27 protein-coding genes, 1 tRNA gene and 1 pseudogene are annotated in these 24,205 nt (G+C 40.4%); 7 read left to right on the forward strand and 22 right to left on the reverse strand.

Annotation, left to right across the window (positions count from 1 at the left end; genetic code table 11):
- Positions 1-211: 211 nt before the first annotated feature.
- The 6 genes from obgE to HMPREF0848_RS05645 all read right to left on the reverse strand — a co-directional run bounded on the left by obgE (position 212) and on the right by HMPREF0848_RS05645 (position 4,393).
- Positions 212-1,525: a GTPase ObgE gene (gene obgE, locus HMPREF0848_RS05625; protein WP_008535223.1), complete on the reverse strand. Its 1,314-nt coding sequence runs from the start codon at positions 1,523-1,525 to the stop codon at positions 212-214.
- A 96-nt stretch (positions 1,526-1,621) separates the two neighbouring features.
- Positions 1,622-1,750: a DUF4044 domain-containing protein gene (locus HMPREF0848_RS10460; RefSeq protein ID WP_021146256.1), complete on the reverse strand. Its 129-nt coding sequence runs from the start codon at positions 1,748-1,750 to the stop codon at positions 1,622-1,624.
- 80 nt (positions 1,751-1,830) lie between these two features.
- The gene (locus HMPREF0848_RS05630; RefSeq protein WP_008535225.1) at positions 1,831-2,562 is read right to left on the reverse strand and encodes a pseudouridine synthase; all 732 of its coding nucleotides are present in this window, start codon (positions 2,560-2,562) and stop codon (positions 1,831-1,833) included.
- Complete coding sequence (locus HMPREF0848_RS05635) at positions 2,563-3,537, reverse strand: GyrI-like domain-containing protein (RefSeq protein WP_008535227.1); 975 nt, start codon at positions 3,535-3,537, stop codon at positions 2,563-2,565.
- Between the two features lie 13 nt (positions 3,538-3,550).
- The gene (locus HMPREF0848_RS05640) at positions 3,551-3,934 is read right to left on the reverse strand and encodes a PaaI family thioesterase (RefSeq protein WP_008535228.1); all 384 of its coding nucleotides are present in this window, start codon (positions 3,932-3,934) and stop codon (positions 3,551-3,553) included.
- Positions 3,935-4,027: 93 nt separating this feature from the next.
- Positions 4,028-4,393 (reverse strand): OsmC family protein, encoded by a 366-nt coding sequence (locus tag HMPREF0848_RS05645; protein WP_037609006.1) that lies wholly within the window; start codon positions 4,391-4,393, stop codon positions 4,028-4,030.
- A 249-nt stretch (positions 4,394-4,642) separates the two neighbouring features.
- On the opposite strand from HMPREF0848_RS05645, the gene HMPREF0848_RS05650 reads away from it, so the two are divergent.
- Complete coding sequence (locus HMPREF0848_RS05650) at positions 4,643-5,008, forward strand: hypothetical protein (protein WP_008535230.1); 366 nt, start codon at positions 4,643-4,645, stop codon at positions 5,006-5,008.
- A 216-nt stretch (positions 5,009-5,224) separates the two neighbouring features.
- Here HMPREF0848_RS05650 and serB read toward each other — a convergent pair whose 3' ends face one another.
- The 13 genes from serB to HMPREF0848_RS05720 all read right to left on the reverse strand — a co-directional run bounded on the left by serB (position 5,225) and on the right by HMPREF0848_RS05720 (position 16,594).
- Complete coding sequence (gene serB / locus HMPREF0848_RS05660) at positions 5,225-5,872, reverse strand: phosphoserine phosphatase SerB (protein ID WP_008535232.1); 648 nt, start codon at positions 5,870-5,872, stop codon at positions 5,225-5,227.
- A gap of 113 nt (positions 5,873-5,985) precedes the next feature.
- On the reverse strand, positions 5,986-7,710 hold the full coding sequence (gene ezrA, locus HMPREF0848_RS05665) for a septation ring formation regulator EzrA (RefSeq protein WP_037609008.1): 1,725 nt from the start codon (positions 7,708-7,710) through the stop codon (positions 5,986-5,988).
- 96 nt (positions 7,711-7,806) lie between these two features.
- Entirely contained in the window at positions 7,807-9,759 is a 1,953-nt protein-coding gene (gyrB, locus tag HMPREF0848_RS05670; RefSeq protein ID WP_008535234.1) for a DNA topoisomerase (ATP-hydrolyzing) subunit B, read from the reverse strand.
- Complete coding sequence (locus HMPREF0848_RS05675; RefSeq protein WP_021152398.1) at positions 9,760-10,320, reverse strand: HAD-IA family hydrolase; 561 nt, start codon at positions 10,318-10,320, stop codon at positions 9,760-9,762. It abuts the gene before it with no gap.
- 85 nt (positions 10,321-10,405) lie between these two features.
- Entirely contained in the window at positions 10,406-11,101 is a 696-nt protein-coding gene (locus HMPREF0848_RS05680; protein WP_021146273.1) for an LrgB family protein, read from the reverse strand.
- A complete protein-coding gene (locus HMPREF0848_RS05685; protein ID WP_021146274.1) occupies positions 11,094-11,468 on the reverse strand; it encodes a CidA/LrgA family protein in 375 nt (124 codons plus the stop codon). The genes HMPREF0848_RS05680 and HMPREF0848_RS05685 overlap by 8 nt, the downstream gene beginning before the upstream one ends.
- 152 nt (positions 11,469-11,620) lie before the next feature.
- Positions 11,621-11,691 (reverse strand) — tRNA-Thr (locus tag HMPREF0848_RS05690).
- 57 nt (positions 11,692-11,748) lie between these two features.
- Positions 11,749-12,102, reverse strand: coding sequence for an arsenate reductase family protein (locus HMPREF0848_RS05695; protein WP_008535237.1), 354 nt, complete (start codon positions 12,100-12,102; stop codon positions 11,749-11,751).
- Between the two features lie 33 nt (positions 12,103-12,135).
- Positions 12,136-12,630 carry a methylated-DNA--[protein]-cysteine S-methyltransferase gene (locus tag HMPREF0848_RS05700; RefSeq protein WP_021146275.1) on the reverse strand — a complete coding sequence of 165 codons (495 nt, stop codon included), beginning with the start codon at positions 12,628-12,630 and terminating at the stop codon, positions 12,136-12,138.
- Positions 12,631-12,685: 55 nt separating this feature from the next.
- Entirely contained in the window at positions 12,686-13,864 is a 1,179-nt protein-coding gene (locus HMPREF0848_RS05705; RefSeq protein ID WP_008535241.1) for a 3-phosphoglycerate dehydrogenase family protein, read from the reverse strand.
- Between the two features lie 18 nt (positions 13,865-13,882).
- On the reverse strand, positions 13,883-14,440 hold the full coding sequence (locus HMPREF0848_RS05710) for a GNAT family acetyltransferase (protein WP_008535244.1): 558 nt from the start codon (positions 14,438-14,440) through the stop codon (positions 13,883-13,885).
- A 12-nt stretch (positions 14,441-14,452) separates the two neighbouring features.
- Positions 14,453-15,547, reverse strand: coding sequence for a 3-phosphoserine/phosphohydroxythreonine transaminase (serC, locus tag HMPREF0848_RS05715; protein WP_002887682.1), 1,095 nt, complete (start codon positions 15,545-15,547; stop codon positions 14,453-14,455).
- 153 nt (positions 15,548-15,700) lie between these two features.
- Positions 15,701-16,594 (reverse strand): ROK family protein, encoded by an 894-nt coding sequence (locus HMPREF0848_RS05720; RefSeq protein WP_021152401.1) that lies wholly within the window; start codon positions 16,592-16,594, stop codon positions 15,701-15,703.
- Between the two features lie 113 nt (positions 16,595-16,707).
- Here HMPREF0848_RS05720 and gloA point away from each other — a divergent pair, with 113 nt between their 5' ends.
- Positions 16,708-17,103 (forward strand): lactoylglutathione lyase, encoded by a 396-nt coding sequence (gene gloA, locus HMPREF0848_RS05725; protein ID WP_008535248.1) that lies wholly within the window; start codon positions 16,708-16,710, stop codon positions 17,101-17,103.
- 46 nt (positions 17,104-17,149) lie between these two features.
- On the opposite strand, the gene HMPREF0848_RS05730 is transcribed toward gloA, so the two are convergent.
- From HMPREF0848_RS05730 to nadC, 3 genes are all read right to left on the reverse strand, one after another.
- Positions 17,150-18,043, reverse strand: a complete 894-nt coding sequence (locus tag HMPREF0848_RS05730; RefSeq protein ID WP_008535250.1) for an SPFH domain-containing protein — start codon at positions 18,041-18,043, stop codon at positions 17,150-17,152.
- Positions 18,044-18,763: 720 nt separating this feature from the next.
- Positions 18,764-19,204, reverse strand: a complete 441-nt coding sequence (locus HMPREF0848_RS05735) for an ASCH domain-containing protein (RefSeq protein ID WP_008535252.1) — start codon at positions 19,202-19,204, stop codon at positions 18,764-18,766.
- A gap of 530 nt (positions 19,205-19,734) precedes the next feature.
- Entirely contained in the window at positions 19,735-20,607 is an 873-nt protein-coding gene (gene nadC / locus HMPREF0848_RS05740) for a carboxylating nicotinate-nucleotide diphosphorylase (RefSeq protein WP_037609010.1), read from the reverse strand.
- Positions 20,608-20,842: 235 nt separating this feature from the next.
- Between nadC and HMPREF0848_RS05745 the strand changes: the two genes are divergently transcribed.
- The 5 genes and pseudogenes from HMPREF0848_RS05745 (at position 20,843) to HMPREF0848_RS10670 (ending at position 24,076) form a co-directional block, all read left to right on the forward strand.
- On the forward strand, positions 20,843-22,153 hold the full coding sequence (locus HMPREF0848_RS05745; protein ID WP_008535256.1) for an SLC13 family permease: 1,311 nt from the start codon (positions 20,843-20,845) through the stop codon (positions 22,151-22,153).
- A gap of 77 nt (positions 22,154-22,230) precedes the next feature.
- Positions 22,231-22,358: pseudogene (locus tag HMPREF0848_RS10990) on the forward strand (transposase); the annotation flags it as partial.
- A gap of 79 nt (positions 22,359-22,437) precedes the next feature.
- A complete protein-coding gene (locus HMPREF0848_RS05750; protein WP_008535259.1) occupies positions 22,438-23,115 on the forward strand; it encodes a helix-turn-helix domain-containing protein in 678 nt (225 codons plus the stop codon).
- An 80-nt stretch (positions 23,116-23,195) separates the two neighbouring features.
- Positions 23,196-23,768 carry a DDE-type integrase/transposase/recombinase gene (locus HMPREF0848_RS10935; protein WP_269479159.1) on the forward strand — a complete coding sequence of 191 codons (573 nt, stop codon included), beginning with the start codon at positions 23,196-23,198 and terminating at the stop codon, positions 23,766-23,768.
- 11 nt (positions 23,769-23,779) lie between these two features.
- Complete coding sequence (locus tag HMPREF0848_RS10670) at positions 23,780-24,076, forward strand: IS3 family transposase (RefSeq protein ID WP_198003207.1); 297 nt, start codon at positions 23,780-23,782, stop codon at positions 24,074-24,076.
- Positions 24,077-24,205: the final 129 nt, after the last annotated feature.

Consider the following 24,205-nt stretch of genomic DNA (forward strand, 5'->3'; position numbering starts at 1 on the left):
ACTCAGTTAGTGAGGTTGATAGGCAGTTCGCCATAGCGACTGCCGTATACTATCAAGTGCTTGGAACTTAGAGAGTCATGCACGGTCACGACACGAAGGTTAGTCGGTCGATTTTTACCGACTTAACGTAGTTAGTGAGGTTGATAGGCAGTTCGCCATAGCGACTGCCGTAGACTATCAAGTGCTTTAGCACTTAGAGAGTCTTTCAACGTCAATCCACAAACTCAAATTCGAAGTTACCAATACGAACAATGTCGCCATCCTTAGCCCCACGTTCACGGAGTGCTTCGTCAACTCCCATTCCACGCAATTGACGTGCAAATTTCATAATTGATTCGTCACGTTCCATATTTGTCATGATAAAGAGTTTTTCAAGTTTTTCACCAGAAAGTACCCATGAAGCATCGTCATCACGGCTAATTTCAAATGGACGTTCATCCTCGTTAAAGCCATAGTATACTTCTTCTTGTTCCATATCTTCTTCACTATAAAGTAAGAATTCATCTGTTTGATCAAGAAGTTCTGCGGTCGCTTCCAAAAGGTTCTCTAGACCTTGATGAGCCAAACTTGAAATTGGGAAAATTTGTGGTAACTCTTCGAATTCATCGTAATTAGCAGCCAATTTTTCCTTAAACTCTTTCAAGTTTTCCTCAGCCTCAGGCATGTCCATCTTATTAGCAACAATAATTTGCGGACGTTCCATCAAGCGCAGGTTGTAAGTTTCCAATTCCTTGTTAATTTGAAGGTAATCTTCGTAAGGATCACGCCCCTCACTTCCCGACATATCAATCACATGAAGGATAACACGGGTACGCTCAATGTGGCGAAGGAACTGTGTCCCCAATCCAACACCCTGACTAGCCCCTTCAATCAAGCCCGGAAGGTCAGCCATGGCAAAGCTCTCACCTGACTTAGTACGAACCATTCCCAAGTTAGGAACAATCGTCGTAAAGTGGTAGGCACCAATCTTTGGCTTGGCTGCCGTTACCACACTAAGAATTGTTGATTTACCAACAGATGGAAAACCAACCAAACCAACATCAGCCAAAATCTTCAGTTCCAACTGAAGTTCACGTTCTTCACCTGGTTCACCATTCTCAGCGATTTCAGGTGCAGGATTACGAGGCGTCGCAAAACGGATATTTCCACGACCGCCACGACCGCCATGAGCAATGACAAACTCTTGACCTTCTTCGACTAGGTCAGTAATAACCTTGCCCGTTTCAGCATCACGCACTGTTGTACCTGGCGGAATACTCACAATCAGGTCTTCGGCACCACGACCATGCATTCCCTTGGTCATCCCTTTTTCACCGTTCTTGGCCTTGAACTTACGGTTATAACGGAAATCCATAAGGGTACGCAAGCCTTCGTCAACCTTGAAAATGACTGAGCCACCCTTTCCGCCGTCACCGCCCCAAGGACCGCCATTCGGCACATATTTTTCACGACGGAAGGCAACCATCCCATCGCCACCACGACCAGCTTTGACGCTGATCTTGGCCGTATCTAAAAACATACTCATCTATTATTTTCTCTCTTTCTGACACATGTTGCATGCCCTCATTTCATCTTAAAGCAATGAGTTTCCGACATACACAAAAAAACGCTTAATAGCGTCTTAAAGGACAGCTGCGACTGCTTGGAAAATCAATGCCCCAACTGTTACTAATAACATAATTAAAACGACAACTATTGTCAGACGTTCAAAGAATGATTTCTTACGTGGTCCGTTATCTCCAAATGCCACTTGAATTTACCTCTTTTTTCTTCTAGTATATCATTTTAATGGTAACAAAAATCTACCTATTTCGCAACTGTTTGTTAAGCTTAAGCCAAAGGAATTCCAAAAACGCTTAATCCGTCTAACTCCTCTTGAGTCAATCGACGCCAAGTGCCAATTTCTAAATCATCTGGCAAAACTAAAGATCCCATACTCAAACGTTGCAAGTCTGTCACTTCCTTACCACAAGCAGCTACCATTCGCTTGACTTGGTGGAATTTACCTTCGGCAATGGTAACCTGAACTGTACTCGTTTTAACTGCCTGATCTACTGACAAAATCTCTAATTTAGCTGGTTGGCAAGTGTGGTCTTTTAGCTCAATTCCCTTTTCAAAAGCTTGCATATCTGCTTCGTCCATGACACCTGCTACCTTAGCTTGATAAATCTTGTCCACATGTTTTCTAGGTGATAACATAGCGTGAGCCAAATCACCATTGTTGGTCAATAGAAGCAGGCCATGAGTATCAATATCCAACCGACCAACCGGAAAAACCTGCTTGTGACGAGCTGTCTCATCCAGTAAATCTAAAACCGTCTTATGACGAGCATCTTCTGTTGCCGAAATCACACCTTTTGGCTTATTCAAGAGATAGTAAACAAAGGTCTCATGTGTTAGTTCCTGACTTTGATAAGCAATCTGGTCCTTCTTCTCATCAATCTGAGTCTTAGGAGACGTTTCCACCTGACCATTGACGGTCACCTGCTTTTTCTTAAGATAGATCTTGACTTGACTACGACTGCCAAGACCACAGTCAACCAAAAACTTGTCCAGACGCATCTACACATCCTCCTTTATCGGAATCCAAACTTCCATCTCATAATCTTCTGCCTGACGATTACCTGGTGGATAGACCTCTACCATGGGCTGGTTAATAATGTCAAAATGTTTCTTAGCATGCTGAAAACTCTCCCAGACCGCTGCTGTCGCCGGCCCCTTAAGTTTAAAAACTGCATAATTCGCCGGTGCAAGGGCAATCATCTCCAAGGCATCGTCCTCACCAGCCAAGGCAGTGACATAAGTTTTTCGACTTCCGTCAGTGATGCGAATCCCATAAGTAGTAAGGGCCAAATCGTCTCGCTCTGCAAGAAAAGGAATCCAGAGAGGCTCTGTCGGCTTGCCAATTTCTCCACCCTCAAAAGTCAGACCTGAAAACGTCAAAAAGCCTTTTTTAACAATTTCCATATCATAACGAACAGTCACCAGATGAAGTTTTTGAATAACCTGTTTCATCTCTGTTGGCTGAATCGGTGTCTCATCAGCTAAGGCATAGGAGATTTTTTCCACAAAGGCTTGCTTTTCCTTATTACCAGAACCTATAGGAACAAGCACCCAATCCTCTACCTCCACGCTTTTATCTTCACAAAGATAAGTGTAACGCTGACCGCCTTGGTTAAAAGATACTTCAGCCAAACGATAGAGGGGATCTGGGTAATCGACAACCACCATTTCCAGTGCACTTGCTTGGAACAAGAGTTCCTGATCCTTGAGACGTACCTTCATCGCCAAGCTATTCGCATCAATGAAAAAACCGTTATCAGAATCCATCATAGACTGAAAGAAGGCCTGGTGTAAGCCAGAGAAGGTCCAAACAACATGCCAACGACACATCATCTCATAGTCATCAATAGTCACGAGAAGAGACAGTTCTTGCTGATCAGCAGCATAAGAATAAGCTTGTACAATCACTTGTTCTGGTGTCAGGTAGTCATTGACAAAGACCGCAAAATCGTCCATGGTTTGAAAATCTGACATAAGCTCTTCCTCTCTAATCTTCTACTGCACCTGTCACATACATGGTAAATGTTGCCCTAGTTAGGATTTTCTCCTCCTGGTTAGTGACGAGGACATCCACCACCTTGGTAGACTTACCATTATGGACACAAAGCCCTTCAATCTTTAGGTCATCAGACAGATGTCCAGCCTTTAGATAATTGATATTAGACTGAAGTGTCACTGCATAATCACCTGTTGAGATGGCCACCAGTCCAGCCACCTGATCACAAAGCGTGAATAAATAACCACCATGTGCGTTGCCAAAATAATTTAGAGACTTCTCAACCACCTTTGTCGTCACGATGACATGACCAGTTTCAAACAGTTCTTCTCGAAAATTCTCAAATACTCGAATTTCATGTAGTTTGTCTTGCATAGCAAGCCCTCCTATCATTGTCTATTCCACTTTAAAGCAAATAGCTTATCTTTACTTACTAGTATAACACGAACTTGGTAAAGGATAATCAGCTTATGGAGCTAAGCTGATATCAACCACTATATCTTCACGAAAGAGCTTCTTGACACGACAAAACTCATCCACAAAAGCCAGCAATTTATCCTCATTTTCGATAGCCAAGTTCTCGGGCAAATGAATCTTAAGCTTGAAATAACCCTCTTCATAGCTAGAATCAACCCGAATAGCAAGCTCCTCCTTTCCCTGAAACTTTGCAAAATAACTCTGTAAACACATGGTCACACAAGAAGCCAAAGCAATATTCACCAAACTCATGGGTGTTTCCCCGTCCTCAGTGTAGCCAAAAAGTTCCACAGGTGCCCCGTAACCCTCTGAAAGGGAATGATAAGGTTTGTCACCCTTAATAGTTGTTTGATACATCTTAGTCACCTCATTACGTTTTACTCTTATTATAACAAAGAGAAGCTGACCTACCGAGCTTAACGACTTGAACTGTCTGTCATTATGATGGAAAGCGTTAAGGAGCTAACCTCTTATTTTCCAATAGATTAGCCTAGCACAACACCACTATTACTGAGGGATTACAGTTAGATAAAATCGCCTGAGAGCGCTTTCGAATTTCCAATTTTTCCTTTACAATGGATGTATTAAGAAAAAAGGGAGACTATTATGAAAACATTTTCTAAACTAACTTTAGCCTCTGTCTCAGTTCTTGCCTTGTTGACCTTAGCAGCATGTGGCAACTCTAAAGACAAAACTGACTCGTCATCTTCATCAACATCATCCAGTAAGGTGACCCAAAAATCTTCTTCAAGTAACTCAAGTGCTTCAGTAAAAGTCAACAAAGACGGTTCAACTGAAGTGAGTGACGGAAACGGTAACTCAGCAAAAACAAACGGAAATAACACTGTCGAAGCCAATGACAACAATGGCAATAATGGAACAGTGAGCCAGGATGGTTCAGTTGAGGTCAATAGCCAAGACGGAACAAATGTCAAAGTCGGATCAGACGGAACCGTTTCAATTGGGAACTAAACTAAAACTCTCGGAAAATAATTTCCGAGAGTTTTTTCATCAGTCAAGATCTGAAGGAATAGAATAAACCTATAGATTTTGAAACCATTCGAAACAAGACAGCGAGTTAAAATAAGGCTTAGTCCGTATTCAACTTGAGAAAGTGGCACCGATTCGGTGCTTTTTTTATGCACAAAGAGTCCCTTGAAATCTTCCAAAGGACTCTTTTTATCTCTACTATTTTCCAACCTCATCCAAGATCTCAATGACCTTATACAAATCTGGTTCTGTGATTTGGTATGGAGCTTGTTCACGGACGATTGGCTTGGCACAAAAAGCGATACCGATGCCAGCAGTCTGAATCATCGGCAAATCATTGGCACCGTCACCCATAGCAATAGTTTGCGAGAGGTCGAGGCCATTTTCTGCTGCCCAATCCTTGAGTTTGGCTACCTTGACATCTTTGGTGACGATTTCACCATAAACCTTACCCGTCAAAACACCATCTACCACCTCTAGGTGGTTAGCCATAACATAGTCAATGCCTGCCTCCGAGGCTAGTCTGTCAACCGTCTCGTGGAAGCCTCCAGAAACCAAACCTACCTTGTAGCCACGTGAATGAAGTTCATCCACAAGTTCCTTAGCTCCCTTATTAAAATGAATGCGAGCATAGACCTTGTCAAAGATACTTTCTGGTAATCCTTTTAAGGTTGCTACACGCTCATTGAGAGCCTGTCTAAAATCCAATTCGCCACGCATGGCACGCTCTGTGATTTCAGCGACTTGTTGGCCGACACCTGCCTCTTCTCCCAGTAAATCAATGACTTCTTCTTGGACAAGAGTTGAGTCTACGTCCATGACCAATAACCCTTTAACTTGTGACATAATTACCTCTCTTTTTTAAATACCTATTTTATTTTTAACTAGGTTGGCGTTTAACTGTAAAATAATAAATGCTTCTTACAAAAAATCCTGGACCAAGGTCCAGAATCTTTTACTTACATACGAATAAGTTCTCGTGTTTTCTCATAAGATGATACAAAACGCTCTGTTACACCAGGTTCTACTGTTTCCAAGGCGTAAGAAATTTCTTCTAAAGATGCATCATAATCGTGGTCAACTTCGAACAATTTTAGGGCGTGTTCAAAGCTACTTTGAACAGCAGGTTCGAAAGAACGGTAACGGTTTGAGTACTGCAAAAGCTGTTCTGTCAAGGTTGCATTTTGAACAACCAAGTAAGCTGTCTCTTCCAAATGATCGATGGCATTTTTAGAGGTTTCAGTCAAGCGCATTACCGCATCAATATTAATACGTCCACGGCTAAGCTCATCCATGAGAGCCTCAATCTGAGCGCTTGTTGAGAAGAAAACACTCAAGAAGGACTGAGGAATTCCTGGAAGGTTACGTTTTTCCATGAAACGCTTGATAACATGCAATTTATTAACATACACATCAAGTGCTTCACGTGCCTTAGCTTCATTTTTCTCAATAGCCTGAAGGTTTCCAAAGACCTCTACCTGTCCATTTTCAACAGCAGACAGGGTGTTGAGACTCTTTTCAAATGTTTTCTCGAGCTCTGAGAAAGGTTTAACCTGAGTATCAAAGTTTTCAAGAGTTGGGAGAACAGCTGTTTCCACACCTGAAATATCAGAAGCAAAGCTACGAACATCCGCAGCATAAGTTTCATCGAAGATGTAGGTTAACATGAGACGTTCAAGTTCTTCTTGAAGTTGCTTATTATTATTCTTAGCATGATTGAGATAGTCTGGCAAGACTTTCTTGTGACGCATAACAACTTTGTAAGATGCAATTTCACGTTCAAAAATGCTATACAAGTTGTTAATCTTATCTTGAATCTCAACATTTTCTTCTTCCGCACGATCCAAGTCAAGAGAAACCAACTCACTTGAATTTGAACGGATAGCTTCACGAATCTCTTGGAAACGACGTTCGATATTTTTTTCAGGGAAGTGATAATTTTGCTCAATCAGCTTACGATAGCCAGATTCCAAATCATCCAACTGATCTGGGAAGTCGTCTTCCAACTTAGCGACAATGGCTGGAATCTTCTCTGAAATTTGACCCAAAGCAATCGTGTGCTCTTCTGCACGATCCAAAATACTTGATGCTTCAACAGGGTCACCCGATGAGTTGAGAGTCACGAATTCTGAAAACTCAGCTTCAATATTTTTAAGCTGTTTATTGATTTCACTCATGGTAGAGCCAAAGTTATCAGAATTTTCTTCAATAGAGTTTTGCAACTCTTCATACAAGTCAAGAGCATGCTTCACACGAGCACTGTTCTTTTCTTCTTGTTCTTTCAAGGTTGAGAGAGCCTCACGGATAGACTTAATGTCTTCTTCCACAAGATCCAACTGACTCTCGATATTATTAATTTCACCACTAGCCTTGAAAAAATGGAAGGTATCGTTCATATTTTCAGCTTCGAAAATATGATTTTCAATATCTGCAAATGAATTTGTCGAGATATCTACCCATTTCTGATTCCATTCACGGAAGGTTGTCTGACTTTGCCCAATCAAGTGAAGCTTTTTGACTTCTTCAATTTCTTCATTTATCGGCAAGTCAAACAAGCCTTGCTTGCGTTCTTCAAGATTTGCAATCCGCGAATCATTTCGTTTTCTAATAAGAATACCGACTAAGTAAGCGACAATTACAAGTATAACTACCACTACAATCAGTAAAACAATTCCGCTAGACATAGTTTCTCCTTAATCGTCTATTATGTTCATAAATGTAGAATAACATTACGATTATATCATAGTTATCCTAGCATTGCACCCTTTTCTAAAAGAATATTAGATATCTAGAGTACTGTAAACGGCATTTTCTTCGATAAATTCGCGGCGAGGTTCAACCTTATCCCCCATCAACATATCAAAAATCTTATCTGCTTCTGCAGCATCATCCACAGAAACTCGTGCCATCAAACGATTTACAGGATCCATGGTTGTTTCCCAAAGTTGGTGATCATCCATTTCACCTAAACCTTTGTAACGTTGTACTGTAGGTTTTGAACGTCCCACACTGTAATTTTCAAGAGCAGCACGTAATTTTTCTTCCTGATTTACACCTGGTTGGATGTACTCTTTGATTTCAGAGCCAACCTTAACCCCATAAATTGGAGGTTGAGCAATGTAAACATAACCCGCTTCCAAGATTGGACGCATAAAGCGATAAATCAAGGTCAAGAGCAAGGTACGAATGTGAGCTCCATCAACATCGGCATCGGTCATGATAACCAATTTGTGGTAACGAGCCTTGCTGACATCAAACTCTGCACCAAATCCTGTACCCATAGCTGTGAACAGGGAACGAATTTCTTCATTAGCCAAAATCTTATCCATGCTTGCCTTTTCAACATTCAAAATCTTACCACGAATAGGTAGGATGGCTTGGAATTCACGGTTACGACCTGACTTAGCAGAACCACCAGCTGAATCCCCTTCGACAATGAAGAGCTCATTCATTTCGGCATTGTTTGACGAACAATCCGCCAACTTACCTGGAAGGTTAGAGATTTCAAGGCCTGACTTCTTACGGGTCACTTCACGCGCACGCTTGGCTGCAATACGAGCCTTAGAAGCCAAAATTCCTTTTTCAACAATCTTTTTAGCGATAGCTGGATTTTCCAAAAGGAAACGACTAAGGGCTTCGCTGAAAAGACGGTTAGTAATCTTAACCACTTCAGAGTTCCCTAGCTTGGTCTTGGTTTGACCTTCAAATTGCGGGTTGGGATGCTTAACAGAGATAATGGCTGTAAGACCTTCACGAACATCGTCCCCAGTCAAATTATCATCTTTATCCTTAAGAATCTTATTTTGACGTGCATAATCATTAATGACACGTGTTAAGGCCGTACGGAAGCCTTGCTCGTGAGTACCACCTTCATGGGTGTGGATGTTGTTGGCAAAACTCATGACAGTTTCATGGTAGCCAGTCGTATACTGCATAGCAACTTCGACTGAAATACCATCCATTTCACCATCCGTGTAAATAGGTTCGTCAAAGATGACATCTTTGTTTTCATTGATGTATTTGACATAAGAGGTGATACCACCCTCATAGTGATAATGTTTCTCTTGCTCAAGACCCTCACGTTTATCGGTGATCGAAATGCGTAGCCCCTTGTTCAAGAAGGCCAATTCTTGGATACGTTTAGCTAATTTTCCAAAGTCAAACTCCGTTGTTTCTTGGAAAATTTCTGGATCCGGAGTAAAGTGAACGGTTGTTCCGTGTTTCTCTGTATCACCAATAATCGCTAAATCGTCTACCACAACACCACGTTTATACTCTTGGAAGTGAATATGGCCATTTTTATAGACCTTAACATCCAGTTGGGTTGAGAGGGCATTGACGACCGAAGAACCAACTCCGTGCAAACCACCAGAGACCTTGTAGCCGCCACCGCCAAATTTACCACCAGCGTGAAGGACCGTAAAGACTGTTTCAACCGCTGGACGGCCCGTTTTCTCTTGGATACCTACTGGGATGCCACGACCGTCATCGACAACCGTAATGGAATTGTCAGGCTCAATAAAAACTTGAATATGAGTGGCAAAACCAGCCAGCGCCTCATCAATAGAGTTATCAACTATTTCCCATACCAAATGATGCAAGCCCTCTTTAGAGGTTGAGCCAATATACATCCCTGGGCGCATACGCACCGCTTCAAGTCCTTCTAGAACTTGAATCTGACTAGCATCATATTCTTGTGCTTTTTCTTCGAAATTTTTTAATTCATCAGTCATCTATGTCACTATCTCCAATAATGATTTATGGCCATCAACAAGTAAGGTGTCCATACCTGCCGCTTTTCCAGCCTCAATATCTATCTGGCGGTCACCAATGACCAAGCCGTGTTTAATATCGTATTTTTTTATTAAATAAAGGAAACTCTCAGGACTAGGCTTTCTCGCAAAACCATTTTCCGAAGTTACAATCTCTGTAAAGTAAGGAGTTATCTCTGCTTTATCCAGGATGTCTAGCACTAGATGGTTACGGTGGCTAACCAAAAAGTTACGCCCACCTTCAGCTACAATCTTAGCCAGAATCGCCTTAGCTCCTTCAAAAAGCACAGGTTCTTGCAAATGCTTAGCCTCTTCCTGCTTATATAGGGTGCGAAAATCAGCTATATCAGGTGCAAACATTCCAATAGCAGTACTGGTTGACACCTTAAGAGCATCATAGACTGCTTGAAATTCCGCCGTACGGTTAAATTGTTTCAAAGTTGCTTGAAAGGCTTGGGTTGACACCTGATAATTATCTAGTAAGGTACCACCCAAATCCCAGATATAATCTCCATAATTCATAACCTTAATTATAACATAAAAGGTCAGATTTTGCTTGTTTTTCACAGCTAAAAAGGCTTGGAAAACCAGTCCAAACCTTAATTTTTTAGCTTAAAATCAAACTAGCCACAATAGGGCTGATAAAGACGTATAAAATCCCTGTCACAGCTATAGATAATCCACCCATGGCACCTGCTACTTGGCCATATCTAAAGGCAGCTCCAGTACCTACGGCATGTCCAGTTCCTCCAAGAGCAAGTCCAATAGCTACCGGGTCCTTGATTCCCATTATTTTGAGAAAAACAGGACCTAGGACAGAGGTTAAAATTCCCGTAATGACAACGACTACTAGGGTAACGGTCGTAATCCCTTGCATTTTCTCAGAGATTCCCACAGCCATGGCCGTTGTTACAGACTTCGGAAAGAGGGAAATCGCTAGGAAATAATCCATCCCAAAAAGCTTAGCAATCAAGGCCGTGTAACTTGTATTGAGAACACAGGCCAAAGTCGAACCAATCAAGATACTCTTATAATGGTGACGCATGAGGTGGAGATTCTTATAAAAAGGAACAGCTAGGGCAACCGTTGACGGAATAATCAAGCTATTAAGGTATGACCCACCCACATAGTAATCCTTATATGAAATTCCTGTATAGTGCAAAATCAAGATAATCAAGGCAGTAGATACAAGAAGAGGTGTTGTCAATGGATTAGGAAAACGACGGTAAATCAAAAGCCCGATTGTATAGGCCAACACAGAAAGGGTTAAGCCAAACAAGGGTGTATTATAAAAATTAGCCACGTTTAACCTCCTTGTAGTCACCTTCGAAGTGTTTCTTGATAAAACCAACAACTACTGCAATCACTACAATATTAAGAACCAAGGCACCCATAATAATCAAAATAATAGGGACAATGTTATCAGAAATAGCATCCCATCGTTCCATTATACCGACACCTGCTGGCAAAAATAGAATGGTCATATTGGCTATTAAAAATTCTGCGACTGCATGAATATGACGCAAACGAATCCACTTGAGCTGCAGAGCAATCAAAAGCAAGAATAGACCAATAATACTTCCAGGTATGGGTAGTTTAAAAAAAGTTGAAATGGCTTCGCCGATAACGGCAAACAAACAAATCAACATGAATTGAACGTAGTATTTCACGAGTTGCCTCCTAGGTTTAATCACCTAATAGTCTACTCCTTTTTTCTTGGATTTCAAGAGTTTTCAGTAAATTCTTTTGAAAAATCCCTACCGTCCACGGGCTCCCTTTGAACAAGAAAAAACTCCAGCTCTAAGCTGGAGTAAATCACAGATGCCACCACCGAGAATTGAACTCGGAACGGAGCATTACCATTGCTCTATTATACCATTTAACTATAGCGGCAACTGTTTCTATCTTACCATATCACTGTTTACCGTGGCAAGACATTTTGCTTATTTTTTATAAATTTAAGTCTTGGTAAGGCGTACGGTAGCCAATTTGTAAAACCTTACCATCCTTAATCAAGATAGGACGTTTAATCAGCATACCATCTGAAGCTAAGAGTTTTACAGCTTCATCTACCGATAAGGTTGGAAGCTTGTCCTTCAATCCTAAAGAACGGTAGGATTGTCCACTCGTATTAAAGAATTTCTTGAGCTCTAAATCTGACCCCTCTAGAAGCTCTTTTAGAAATTGAGCTGAAGGTGGATTTTCCTTAATGTTGATGGACTCAACCTCAATACCTAATTGATTGAGTTCAGCTTTAGCCTTACGACAAGTGCTGCATTTTGGATATTCATAAAAAGTATACATGTTTTTCTCCTTTTCTATAGCATAAGCATGTTTCTACATCTTGTCAAACCTAAGCCCTTCCAAATGGAGTAAGAAACGCTTGGCAGCCTCTCCAGCAGCATAATTTCCTATATGACCGGTGTTAGGTAGGACACGGTGACAAGGAATAAGTATCAACCAGGGATTCTTCCCAACAGCGGTTCCAACAGCCTGAGCTGAATGACAAGAAAGCTGCTTACCAATCTGACCATATGATCTGCTTTGTCCATACGGAATCGCTCTTAAAGCCGACCAAACTTTTTGTTGGAAGTCTGTTCCTCGTTCAGCTAATGGAAGGATATTTGGGCTTGGATTTTCACCTTCAAAATAGGCCTGCAACCACTTCTTTGTCACTTCTAAAATAGGATTTGAGGTGTCTACTAACTTTTCTTCCTCAAGACCAGCTTGAAAATGATTTTGTCCTTCTAACCATATACCATAGAGGGCTTCCTCACTAGCCACCAAGGACAGGCGACCAAGGGGAGATACATAATACTGACGATAAAACATAGGTTCATTATAACAAAAAGACAGGAAACACATGTCCCTGTCAGCTTATTTTGAATTATTTACCTTTAATCAAACGTACTCGTACGATATTGTCACTAGCCTCGAACTTAGCGACCAATTCATCAATCTTAGACTTGTCTGTTTCATCAAGGTCAAGAAGGGTATAAGCATACTCTCCCTTTGAACGGTTGATGATATTGTCAATATTGATATTAAAATCAGAGACCGCTGTTGAGATACGAGCCACAATGTTAGGCACGTTTTTATTAATCAAGGTGATACGATATGGAGCGCTCAAAGCTTGTTGTACACGTGGGAAGTTAACAGAATTGACAATTTCACCTGTTTCCATGAAGCGACGGATGGTTTGACCAGCCATAATCGCACAGTTGAGTTCTGCTTCACCTGTTGAACCACCCACATGCGGGAAGACTGTCACATTAGGCTTGTTAAGCAGTTCTTCTGTCCCAAAGTCCGTGATATAACGTTTTACTACACCTGTTTCCAAAGCATCAAAGAGCGCATCATTCTCTACCAATTCTGCACGGGCAAAGTTGATGATTGTTGTTCCTTTTTGCATGAGGTTAAAGGCGTCCGCATTGAAAGTACCTTTCGTATCAGGTGTCAACGGAACGTGAACGGTGATATAGTCACAGTTTTCAAAGATTTCTTTGAGATCAGAAACACGTCTGACATGGTGAGAGATATTCCAGGCAGCTTCAATAGAAACATATGGGTCATAACCATAGACCTTCATTCCCAAACGGTAAGCATCATTGGCAATACGGGCACCAATGGCACCAAGTCCGATAACACCAAGTGTTTTACCAGCAATCTCACTACCTGCAAACTGTTTCTTACCTGCTTCGATTTGTTTAGGCACATCGTCACCACTAAGCGTATTAACCCAAGCATTGGCCGCAATATAGTCACGTGCTGAGAGCAAGATAGAAGCCAAAACAGCTTCTTTAACTGCATTAGCATTAGCTCCTGGAGTATTGAAGACAACAATTCCTTTTTGAGTGGCTTCAGCAACTGGGATATTGTTAGTACCGGCACCTGCACGAGCAATGGCTTTCAAATTTTCAGGGAAAACTGTATCATGGAGATTTTGACTACGAATGATGTAAGCATCCGGATTTTTCGCTAAATCACCATCGATTTGAAAATGATTTCCAAGTTCCTTCAAACCAATCTGGTTAATATTGTTATACGTTTTTACACTAAATACCATAATTTTATTCCTCTTAAATCAATGTATACCATGATGGGTTGCCTCATCAACTTCTTGATAGAAGGCCTTTTCCCTCTTGGTTTTGATTTTCTGATAGGCAAATCGTTCCCCGTCAATAGGAACCTTGCCACAATAGACATAACCTAGTTTCTCCAAAATATGCTGCATGACAAGGTTCTTTTCATGCGTGTCGCAACGAAAATCATGAGCGTCAGTTCCCTCGATAAGACCTTGAATAAAGGTTTGAGCGACCCTTTGACCTGTAACCTCAGTCAAAACGGCAATCCTATGAAAAGTAATGTATCGCTTATTGTGATGCTTCCAATCACCGTCATAGATTTTGTCGTAAGCAGGGTCTCCATCAGTAACCACCGCAGCATAAGAAACAATTTGACCGTCAATGATACCGACATAAGCTTGTCCTTTGAGGACATCATCAAAGATGGTTTCTTCAGTAGGGTAACCATCAGCCCCTTGCCATTGGGAACTGCCAGCTTCTGCTAGAGCAGCTCTGGCACTCTCAATAACCGTCATGATGGGCTTAATTTCATTTGGAAAGGCTTGTCTAATTTCCATCTCTTTACCTAATTACTTATTTTCAGCTTCAAATTTCTTCATAAAGTCGATCAAATCAAGGACACCTTGGCGTGGAAAGGCGTTATAAACACTGGCACGCATACCACCAACTGAACGGTGACCCTTGATATTCTTGAAGCCAAGAGCATCTGCTTCTGCTACAAATTTAGCATCCAAGTCTTTACTTGGCGTGACAAATGGAATGTTGCAGACAGAACGATCCTTGGCATCTTTAACAGGATTGGTGTAAAAATCAGATGACTCGATATAATCATAAAGAAGACCTGATTTTTCACGTTGAATTTCCGCCATCTTATCTACGCCACCAATTTCATTTTTAACCCAGTCAAAGACGAGTTTTGAAATATAAATACTGAAACATGGTGGTGTATTGTAAAGTGATCCTGCTTCAGCTTGAATACGGTAGTCCAACATAGCAGACAATTGTGGTTGGTCGTTAAGGAAGTCTTCACGGACGATAACCACTGTCACACCAGCAGGTCCAATATTTTTCTGAGCACCAGCATAGATAAGGGCAAAATCTTCAACGTTATAGCGAGCAGCCAAAATATTTGAAGACATATCAGCTACAATTGGCACACCATTGGTATCAGGCAAATCATAGATAGCTGTTCCTTCAATGGTATTGTTAGTAGTCAAGTGAACATAGGCAGCTTCTGGATCAATCGTTGAAGGATCAAAACTTGGAATATGATCGTAAACAGTATCCTCAGATGACGCCAAAAGAATTGGTTCAAAAGGAATGGTTTTTGAAAGTTTAACAGCTTCTGTATAAGCTTTTTTACCCCATGAACCACCTACAAGGTAGTAAGCTTTCTTACCTTGAGCGAGGTTCAGTGGTAGCATTGAGAATTGTGTAGAGCCGCCACCTTGCAAGAAAATAACCTTATAGTTATCAGGAATAGCCATAAGCTCACGAAGTGTCGCTTCCGCATCTTTAACGATTTTGTCAAATTCTGGAGAACGGTGGGACATTTCTAGCACGGACATACCGGAATCTTGGTAGTTAAGCAATTCAGCTTGCGCTTTTTCAAGCACTGGTTTTGGTAATGTAGCAGGTCCTGCTGAGAAATTATAAATTGTCATAAAGACACCTCCAAAATTTTAATGGTCCCATTATAGCGAATTTTCTGAATATTGTAAAGTCCTAAGAGCAAAAAACGAACGGAATTGCCCGCTCGTCACAAAAAAGTTAGGTATTTTATGTATATTTTTGCTGCCATTTTATTTTAGTATCCGTTATCTCTGTTTAAGGAAATAAGCCGCACCAATCAAATTAGCACCATTATGGTGATGGCAGGCGACAATTTTAGGTCGTTTAATAATTTTTCCGATAAAGTCTATCTCATGGCGAACCTTATCAAACTGGCGGTTGACCTCCTCAATCAGAACCGGCTGAGCTGAAATACCACCTCCAAGAACAAAGATTTCCATATCAAAGATGGATTGAAGATTTAGAATAGTAATGGCTAAGCTTCGACAATAGGCCTCAAAAATTGGATAAACAGCTTCATCTCTAGCATTGATTGCCTTAAAAGCTTCACGACCATCTTTTAAATCAGCATTACCCAACACTTCATTAACCCTAGTAATGAAACCAACAGCTGAAAGAGTTGTTCCTCGCATTTGTGAAGGATTAACTTTTTCCATTTGAACTGGAAGAAGAAATGTTAACTCAGCCGCTTGAAAGTGACTTCCTTGAAAAAGTTTACCATTAATAATAAGACCACCACCTAGACCTGAACCCAAAACAAGGGCTGCACCGTTGGTCACTCCCTGTAAATGCCCCATCGCCAGCTCGCCTAAAGCTGCTGCTTTCCCATCATTAAGAGCCGTGACTGGTAAATGATACTTGGCTTCAAGGATGTCTTTGATACGAAAACCGTGGAAGAATCGCAACAAGCCTCCGTGATAAATAACACCCTCATCAGTATCTACTGTCCCAGGAACACTGATAGCAATGCCCGTTAAGGCTACTTTAACCGACGTTACCAAATAGTCAATCACATCAAGGGTTTGATTCAAGGTTTGTGGAGATGATTGCGTTGGTAGACTCTTTTCAAGGGCAAACTCCTCCGAAACAAGGGCAGACTTGACCTGAGTTCCGCCAAAATCAATCGCTAAAATAGTCATAGATACCTCCTCAGATTCTTTTTCGCCATTATATCACATGTAGCTAAGACTAGAAAAAACGGTCCCAAAATGCTACTATGAGAATACAAAATTAGATAAAAGGAGTCTCTCACATGACTAAATTCCTACACACTTGTGTTCGTGTTAAGGACCTAGAAGCTTCACTAAACTTTTACCAAGACGCTCTTGGTTTCAAAGAAGTCCGTCGTAATGATTTTCCAGAATATAAATTCACGCTTGTCTACATGCAACTCGAAGACGATCCTGATTACGAGTTGGAATTAACATACAATTACGATCATGAAGCTTACGACCTTGGAAATGGTTATGGACACATCGCTGTTGGTGTTGATGACCTAGAAGCTACACACCAAGCCCACAAAGAAGCTGGCTACACTGTCACTGATCTCTCAGGTCTTCCTGGTAAACCAAAAATGTACTATTTTATCACTGATCCAGATGGCTATAAGATTGAAGTTATCCGCTTGGCTCAGTTCTTAGAAAAATAAACAAAAAAAGTCAGATTATCTCAAATCTGGCTTCTTTGTTTGCTTACTATTTATCTGTCTTCAAGGCTGACAGAATTTGGGTACGAATATCATCTACTCCATTTGGATTATTCGGTAAGAATAAGGTTTGATTACCTTTAACAGCAAAGGTATTAAGGGTATCTAAATATTGGTTGGTCAAGAGAATAGACATAATCTGCTCTTCAGACATACCCACATTAGCTTCTTTCAATTCAGCAATAGATTCAGCCAAACCATCAACGATGGCCTTACGTTGTTGGGCAATACCTACCCCATGAAGGCGGTCTTTTTCAGCTTCGGCTTCGGCTGCTGTGACAATCTTGATTTTATCCGCTTCTGCCAATTCTTGGGCTGCTACACGCTTACGTTGGGCAGCATTGATTTCATTCATAGACTGTTTAACTTCAGCATCAGGTTCAACCTTAGTAATCAAAGTCTTCACAATGATATAACCGTAGGTTGTCATTTCTTCAGCCACTTGGTGTTGTACTTCAAGGGCAATTTCATCTTTCTTCTCAAAAAGCTCATCAAGTGTCAATTTAGGAACGGATGAACGAAGGGCATCCTCAATATATGACTTAATTTGAGCCTCTGGACGCATGAGTTTGTAGTATGCATCGGTCACATTTTGCTCATTAACACGGTACTGTGTAGCAACATTCATCATGACAAAGACATTGTCTTTGGTCTTAGTTTCCACTACAATCTCGCTTTGAAGCAAGCGTAATTGAATACGTGCGGCAATTTTATCGATACCAAATGGCAGACGCATATGGATACCACTCGTTGCAATTTTTTGATAGCGTCCAAAACGTTCAACAATAGCTACTGACTGCTGACGAACGACATAAAGCATACTGATGAGAATTCCCATGAGAATTAGGAAGGAGATCAGTAAAAAGAGAAGTGCTGCTTGCATGTTAAGTCCTCCAAAATAAACATTATAAATTCCTTTGCCTTATTATAGCACAGCAATACAATTATTCAAGAAAAACAAATCTTCTTTTTGCTCCCTTCATAGACATTAGCCAAAGCCCCTATGATTCTTATGGAAATGAGGATTAATAAGCGATATTTATTGGCATTAGTAAAGAGGCTGAAACGATAGTGTTTCAGCCTCTCATTATGTGACTTAAAGTTTAAAAACTTTAAGTGCCTATTTGTTTTCTACTATCAGTAAACATCCGCTTAGGTTTGGATAAATTCCCAATGTAATGCTATATCATCCAACTCTTCTAGAGTTGTCTCTTGTGCCGATGACAGCTGTTATTTCGAAAACTTAAGTAGCTCTTTTTTATGATATGGTACCTCAAAAGAGCCTGTTCAAAAGCCAAATCTCTGTCACTTTTAGAATTAAAACGCATCTGGTATATCCCCTTTTAAAAAAGCCACGTATTAAATACGTATCTTAACTTTCTACTGAACTTCAGGCCCTAAGACGAGATAGAGAATATCTCGCTTAGTATCATACTCTCAGGCGTGTTCATCAACTTCAAACAAGACTTCCGACCTTTTTGTTTAGCCCTGCGGTCGTACTGTTCCTGTGCTTCTGTATAATATCGCTTACATTACATCATTTTTTAACCCTTTTGGAAAATAAGATCCATATCAAAAAACTCTCCAAGAAGGAGAGGGTGTTCTATAATGGATAAACCTTACGAAATTCTTCCAAAACAACCTTGCTGTCAGGTGTAAAAGTCAGTCCGGCCTCGCTCATCCACTCGGTGAAAACCTCCTCATGAACCTGACGCCAATAGGCCAGAGATTTATCACCCTCACCTTCTTTGTAGGCATGGTCGGCTGACACTTGATGGAAAGGCTGAACAGAAACCCTTGTGACTTCGACAATGCAGACAGCCTGATCTTGACTGTCTAAAATAACATCAAAGGTCCCTTCTTGTGGCAGGGGGTCGTTATCAACTGCATAAAGATCATAGGCTGATGCAGTTGCCGTCTTTTCACCTTTTAACACCAAATCTGCTAAGAGATCGGCTTCTACTCCAAAAGCCCAAGCATCGATTTCATCTCCGATCGAGGGGTTAATTTGCTTGTAGGCATTCCACATTTCTTGAGGTTTCATTTGTTCTCCTTCTTTTGTATTCCAATTTATATAGCTTGTCAGTTCTAATTCTGGAAATCCAACTAACTCTACCTTCACCTTCAATACTAAGAGTGAGGCTGTTTCTGCGATAATCTGCTCGATAGGAAACCAAATGACAGTTGCTGAATCATTGCTTCCATCAAAAACCTCTTGAGAAAGGATCTTTGAGAGCTTTCCAAGTCAAGTACCATATCATAAAAGGGGCTCTTTTCTACCATTTGTCAAGTCTATCAAGGCTTTAAGTAAAAAAAAGAGATAAGACAGTAGCTATTCTGAGGTTACTGTCTTATTTTTAACACTTTTGATCCATAAATGGGCATGCTAAAAAAAAAACACCTCATCTGGTATTTTTTTTACGAAAATCTATTGAATATGCCATAAAAAGATTATACCACATTGTGTACTGTTTTTGGTTCATTTTACTATATTTGAAAAGGCGTTTAAACTATCTGACATAAAACTCGTTCTAGAGGAAAGACATCCTTTAAAAAGTTAGTTTATTTTGCAACTTAGACATCAAGGTAGGTTAACCCCTTCATGGAAAAATCAAGACTCTTAGCACTATGGGTTAAACTACCACTGGAGACGTAATCAATCGCTAAACCACGAAAACGGCTAATAGTGGTCATATCAATATTTCCAGAACATTCAATCCGAGAACGTCCTGCAATTAGGGTAATGGCCTGTTCAATCTGTTCCAATGACATATTATCCAACATGATAATATCAGCACCCGCCGCCGCAGCTTCTTCGGCAGCAGCAAGGCTTTCCACTTCCACCTCGACTATTTTCACAAAAGGGGCATAGGCACGCGCTTGAGCAATTGCCTTTTGAACACTACCTACTGCCGCAATGTGATTGTCTTTTAGCATGATAGCATCTGATAAATTAAAGCGATGATTATAGCCACCGCCAACTCTCACGGCATATTTCTCAAAAAGACGTAAATTAGGAGTAGTTTTTCGAGTATCAAATACCTTAATGCAATCATCGCCTAAGGCTTCTACATAAGCAGCTGTCATCGAAGCAATCCCTGATAAATGTTGTAAAAAATTCAAGGCAACGCGTTCACATGTTAAGAGACTTCTCACCGAGCCTATGATTTCTAAAACCAAATCGCCACTAGTCAAACGATCCCCATCCTTAAATTGATGAGGATTCTGGAAGGTCACCTCGGCATCAAATAGGGTAAAAACCCTTTGAAAAACGGTTAGTCCCGCTAAAACACCAGCTTCCTTGGCAAAAAGCGACACCTTGGCTTGGCCATGATGATCAAAAATGGCATTGGTACTGTAATCTTCGGAATGAACATCTTCTCGCAAGGCTGCTTTCAATGTATCATCTATTTGAAAAGGGGTTAAATCAGTTGAAATGATTGACATCACTAAGTCCTCTATTTTTAATATCACTTGTAAGCACTAGAGGCAATCACTATTAACTTCCATAGGAAATCACAAACCTGAATACCTCATTTTTAATTCTAGCAAGTGTATATACAATTGTCAAGACAATTGTATTTTTTTGTGTATAATAGTCAAGTACCAATAGGAAACAGGTGGTCTTTTGAGCGTCAAAATTGCCAACCTATTTCCATATTCTAACTGAAAGGACAATTCAATGATTCATTTAATAATGATTAGCGCCATTGCTCTAGCCATTGGAATTGGTTACCGCACCAAAATCAATATTGGCCTGCTGGCTATTGCTTTTTCTTACCTCATCGCAACCACTCTCATGGGATTAAGCCCCGAAAAACTTCTTCATTTTTGGCCAACCTCACTCTTTTTTACCATTTTTAGCGTCTCTCTCTTTTATAACGTTGCAACAACTAACGGTACTCTTGATGTTTTGGCTCAACACATTCTCTACCGCACACGCACCCACCCTAACGCCCTCTACATAATTTTATACCTGATGGCAACCCTTTTGTCTGCTTTAGGTGCTGGATTTTTCACTACTATGGCCGTTTGCTGTCCTCTAGCGATTACCCTCTGTCAAAAAGCGGACAAACACCCTTTGATTGGAGCTCAAGCCGTCAATTGGGGAGCTTCAGGAGGGGCTAATTTGATAACCAGTAGCTCAGGCATTGTCTTTCAAGGCCTGTTTAAGCAAATGGGATGGGAAGAGCAAGCTTTTTCACTTGGCAATCATATCTTTATCGTCAGCATTATCTACCCATTCATCGTCTTGCTTTTATTATCCTGTTACAGCCACTATAGTAAGGGAAGAACAAACTCATCCTTGACTATTGACCAACCACCACTCCTCAGCAAGGTTCAAAGACAAACCACCTTGCTCATGATCAGCAGCTTGGTTTTGGTTTGGCTTTTTCCCTTGTTGCATCTCATTTTCCCAAACATCGCCTGGATAGCTACTTATCGAAAAACATTTGATATTGGCTTTGTCTCAATACTCATGGTCTGCCTCGCCTTAAGGCTCAAATTAGGGAAGCAAGAAGCCATTTTAGCTAAGGTTCCCTGGGCTACAATTATCATGCTCTGCGGCATGAGCTTACTAATGTCTCTAGCGGTCAAGTCAGGTTTAGTCACACTGATAGGGCACCTCATGACAACAACCATTCCTCATTTCTGGTTACCTCTGTTCTTTTGTGTGATAGCCGGAGTGATGTCACTCTTTAGTTCCACCCTATCCGTTGTAGTTCCAGCCCTCTTTCCCATCATTGCTATCATCAGTGCTCAAAATCCTCAGATTGATATTCACTTACTCACAACAGCCACCGTTATTGGCTCTCTATCTACTAATATCTCACCCTTTTCATCAGCTGGTTCTCTCATTCAACTCTCATTTCCCAATACAGAGGAACGCGACCTTGCCTTCAAAAAGCAAATTATTCTGGGTGTCCCCATCTGCTTAAGTTTGGGACTCTTGACCACCTGGATTCTCATCCTTCTAGCTTCCTTAAGTTAGATTTATTATCTAACTTAAGGGTGGACTTGGTATAATAAAGTAGACACAAAATTAAGTGGAAACGAGGAAAAGTCATTATGCCAAGAAAAACCTTTGATAAAGCCTTCAAACTCTCTGCTGTAAACCTCATCCTGTCAAAATGATTAGTTCAACTTTAAAAATTCATCCCAATAGTCTTTATCGATGGATTCAAGAATATGAAAAATCATAACCACCCGTTAGATGATATGATACCTCTTAAGTAGACAAGGTAAATACCTAAAATCTACTTAAGAGGTATTTTTATGTCTAGAAGAGAAAGATTCACCCCATACGAGAAAGAACAAGCTTGTCTCGATTATATTAATGGTAATTGTTCCAGTGCTGAGATATGTAACTGTCTCCATATTTCCACAAGTACGATTCAAGATTGGGCTGCTATCTATAAAAAATATGGGATTTTAGGATTCACAAAGAAAACAAAAAACAGTTCCTATACAAAAGAATTTAAAATGGAACTTGTAGAAAAATGTATTAGTGGTGAGGCTTCATCTATTGATTTAGGTCATCAGTATGATATTTCTTCAGGACTTTTAAGAAAGTGGATTAGGATGTATAATGCCAATATAGAACTTAAGGATTACAATCCAAAACAGGAGGTCTATATGGCAAAAGCAAGACGCAAAACCACTATTGATGAACGCAAAGAGATTGTCAACTATTGTATTGAACACAATCGCAATTATAAGGAAACGGCGGTGCTCTATGATGTTTCTTATAGCCAAGTGTACTCGTGGGTGAAAAAGTATGATAATGATGGTGAAGAAGGTTTAATTGACAAAAGGGGTCATCACAAACTAGATGATGAGGTTGATGAATTAGAACGTTTACGAAGAGAAAATGTGCGCTTAAAACGTCAGTTGGAAGAAAAGGATATGGCTGTTGAGCTCTTAAAAAAAGTGAAAGAATTCGGAAGGATGTGAGGCTAGGTAAACAGCGAAATGAATCAAAATACTTAGCGATTGAAGACTTCAACACAAATAAAGGGTGGAACATTAGTTGGATGTGTCATCAGCTCGGCATTACAAGGTCTGCATTTTATAAATGGAAACATCGAATAGTCCCAGAACAAGAACAATTAAACAGCGAAATTGCGGAATTAATTAAAGAATATGACGAACGTTATTCACATATCTTGGGATACCGAAGAATGACCGATTGGATCAATCATTTCAATCATACGAATTACTCGAGAAAGAGAATTCACCGAATTATGAAAAAACTCGATATTCACGCCCTTATCCGTAAGAAAAAGAAAAAATACAAGACTGCCAAGCCTGAAGAATCCGCAGAAAATAAGTTGGCAAGAAACTTCTATACAACTGCTCCGAACAAAAAATGGGTAACAGATGTTACAGAGTTTAAGATCCCTAACTCTCATAAGAAACTCTATCTTAGTGCCATACTTGATTTATATGATCGTTATCCTATTGCTTTTGTCATAAGTGGTCGAAATGATAATCGGTTGGTCTTCAAAACATTTGACAAAGCCATTGAAAAAATCCTACAGCTAAGCCTATATTTCACAGCGATAGAGGGTTTCAATATACCAATAAGAGCTTTCAAAAAAAGCTGAAAGATACTGATATGATTCAATCCATGTCAAGAGTAGGCCATTGTATTGATAACGGGCCAATAGAAGGTTTTTGGGGAATTATAAAATCAGAAATGTATCAGATGTATGATATTTCTGATGAGACCTCCCTCCGATATGCCATCAAAGACTATATTCGATTTTATAGTCATGAGCGACCACAGAGTAGATACGACTGTAAAACGCCTTGGGAAGTAAGAAACGCTGCCTTAACATCAAAACATCCTTTGTCATACCCAATCGCTAAGAATAACAAAATTGAACAGTACAAGTCTAAGTGGTCTGCATAAAAAAACAGCCGTACATTTATTTTGTACGACTGACCTTCAAAAACAGACACTTTTTTAGATATTTAACCTGTCTACTTGACAGGGGGCATATCATTAGACGGGTGGTTATGATTATTTTTGAAATAAAAG

The sequence above is a fragment of the Streptococcus sp. C150 genome (assembly GCF_000187445.1).
GTDB lineage: Bacteria > Bacillota > Bacilli > Lactobacillales > Streptococcaceae > Streptococcus > Streptococcus raffinosi.

Excerpts from the sequence above, each read along its gene's own strand:
- HMPREF0848_RS10670 (WP_198003207.1), top strand. The coding sequence starts at position 23,780 with ATGATTCAATCCATGTCAAGAGTAGGCCATTGTATTGATAACGGGCCA.
- gyrB (WP_008535234.1), bottom strand. The coding sequence starts at position 9,759 with ATGACTGATGAATTAAAAAATTTCGAAGAAAAAGCACAAGAATATGAT.
- HMPREF0848_RS05710 (WP_008535244.1), bottom strand. The coding sequence starts at position 14,440 with ATGGAAATTAGACAAGCCTTTCCAAATGAAATTAAGCCCATCATGACG.
- HMPREF0848_RS05705 (WP_008535241.1), bottom strand. The coding sequence starts at position 13,864 with ATGGTATTTAGTGTAAAAACGTATAACAATATTAACCAGATTGGTTTG.
- serB (WP_008535232.1), bottom strand. The coding sequence starts at position 5,872 with ATGTCACAAGTTAAAGGGTTATTGGTCATGGACGTAGACTCAACTCTT.
- serC (WP_002887682.1), bottom strand. The coding sequence starts at position 15,547 with ATGACAATTTATAATTTCTCAGCAGGACCTGCTACATTACCAAAACCA.
- HMPREF0848_RS05730 (WP_008535250.1), bottom strand. The coding sequence starts at position 18,043 with ATGCAAGCAGCACTTCTCTTTTTACTGATCTCCTTCCTAATTCTCATG.
- HMPREF0848_RS05700 (WP_021146275.1), bottom strand. The coding sequence starts at position 12,630 with ATGTTTTATCGTCAGTATTATGTATCTCCCCTTGGTCGCCTGTCCTTG.
- ezrA (WP_037609008.1), bottom strand. The coding sequence starts at position 7,710 with ATGTCTAGCGGAATTGTTTTACTGATTGTAGTGGTAGTTATACTTGTA.
- HMPREF0848_RS05745 (WP_008535256.1), top strand. The coding sequence starts at position 20,843 with ATGATTCATTTAATAATGATTAGCGCCATTGCTCTAGCCATTGGAATT.
- HMPREF0848_RS05645 (WP_037609006.1), bottom strand. The coding sequence starts at position 4,393 with ATGTATCAAACAACTATTAAGGGTGACAAACCTTATCATTCCCTTTCA.
- HMPREF0848_RS05675 (WP_021152398.1), bottom strand. The coding sequence starts at position 10,320 with ATGAATTATGGAGATTATATCTGGGATTTGGGTGGTACCTTACTAGAT.
- HMPREF0848_RS05630 (WP_008535225.1), bottom strand. The coding sequence starts at position 2,562 with ATGCGTCTGGACAAGTTTTTGGTTGACTGTGGTCTTGGCAGTCGTAGT.
- HMPREF0848_RS05650 (WP_008535230.1), top strand. The coding sequence starts at position 4,643 with ATGAAAACATTTTCTAAACTAACTTTAGCCTCTGTCTCAGTTCTTGCC.
- obgE (WP_008535223.1), bottom strand. The coding sequence starts at position 1,525 with ATGAGTATGTTTTTAGATACGGCCAAGATCAGCGTCAAAGCTGGTCGT.
- HMPREF0848_RS05635 (WP_008535227.1), bottom strand. The coding sequence starts at position 3,537 with ATGTCAGATTTTCAAACCATGGACGATTTTGCGGTCTTTGTCAATGAC.
- HMPREF0848_RS05695 (WP_008535237.1), bottom strand. The coding sequence starts at position 12,102 with ATGTATACTTTTTATGAATATCCAAAATGCAGCACTTGTCGTAAGGCT.
- HMPREF0848_RS05750 (WP_008535259.1), top strand. The coding sequence starts at position 22,438 with ATGTCTAGAAGAGAAAGATTCACCCCATACGAGAAAGAACAAGCTTGT.
- HMPREF0848_RS05720 (WP_021152401.1), bottom strand. The coding sequence starts at position 16,594 with ATGACTATTTTAGCGATTGATTTTGGCGGAACTCAGGTCAAGTCTGCC.
- HMPREF0848_RS10935 (WP_269479159.1), top strand. The coding sequence starts at position 23,196 with ATGTGTCATCAGCTCGGCATTACAAGGTCTGCATTTTATAAATGGAAA.
- nadC (WP_037609010.1), bottom strand. The coding sequence starts at position 20,607 with ATGTCAATCATTTCAACTGATTTAACCCCTTTTCAAATAGATGATACA.
- HMPREF0848_RS05640 (WP_008535228.1), bottom strand. The coding sequence starts at position 3,934 with ATGCAAGACAAACTACATGAAATTCGAGTATTTGAGAATTTTCGAGAA.
- gloA (WP_008535248.1), top strand. The coding sequence starts at position 16,708 with ATGACTAAATTCCTACACACTTGTGTTCGTGTTAAGGACCTAGAAGCT.
- HMPREF0848_RS05735 (WP_008535252.1), bottom strand. The coding sequence starts at position 19,204 with ATGAAACCTCAAGAAATGTGGAATGCCTACAAGCAAATTAACCCCTCG.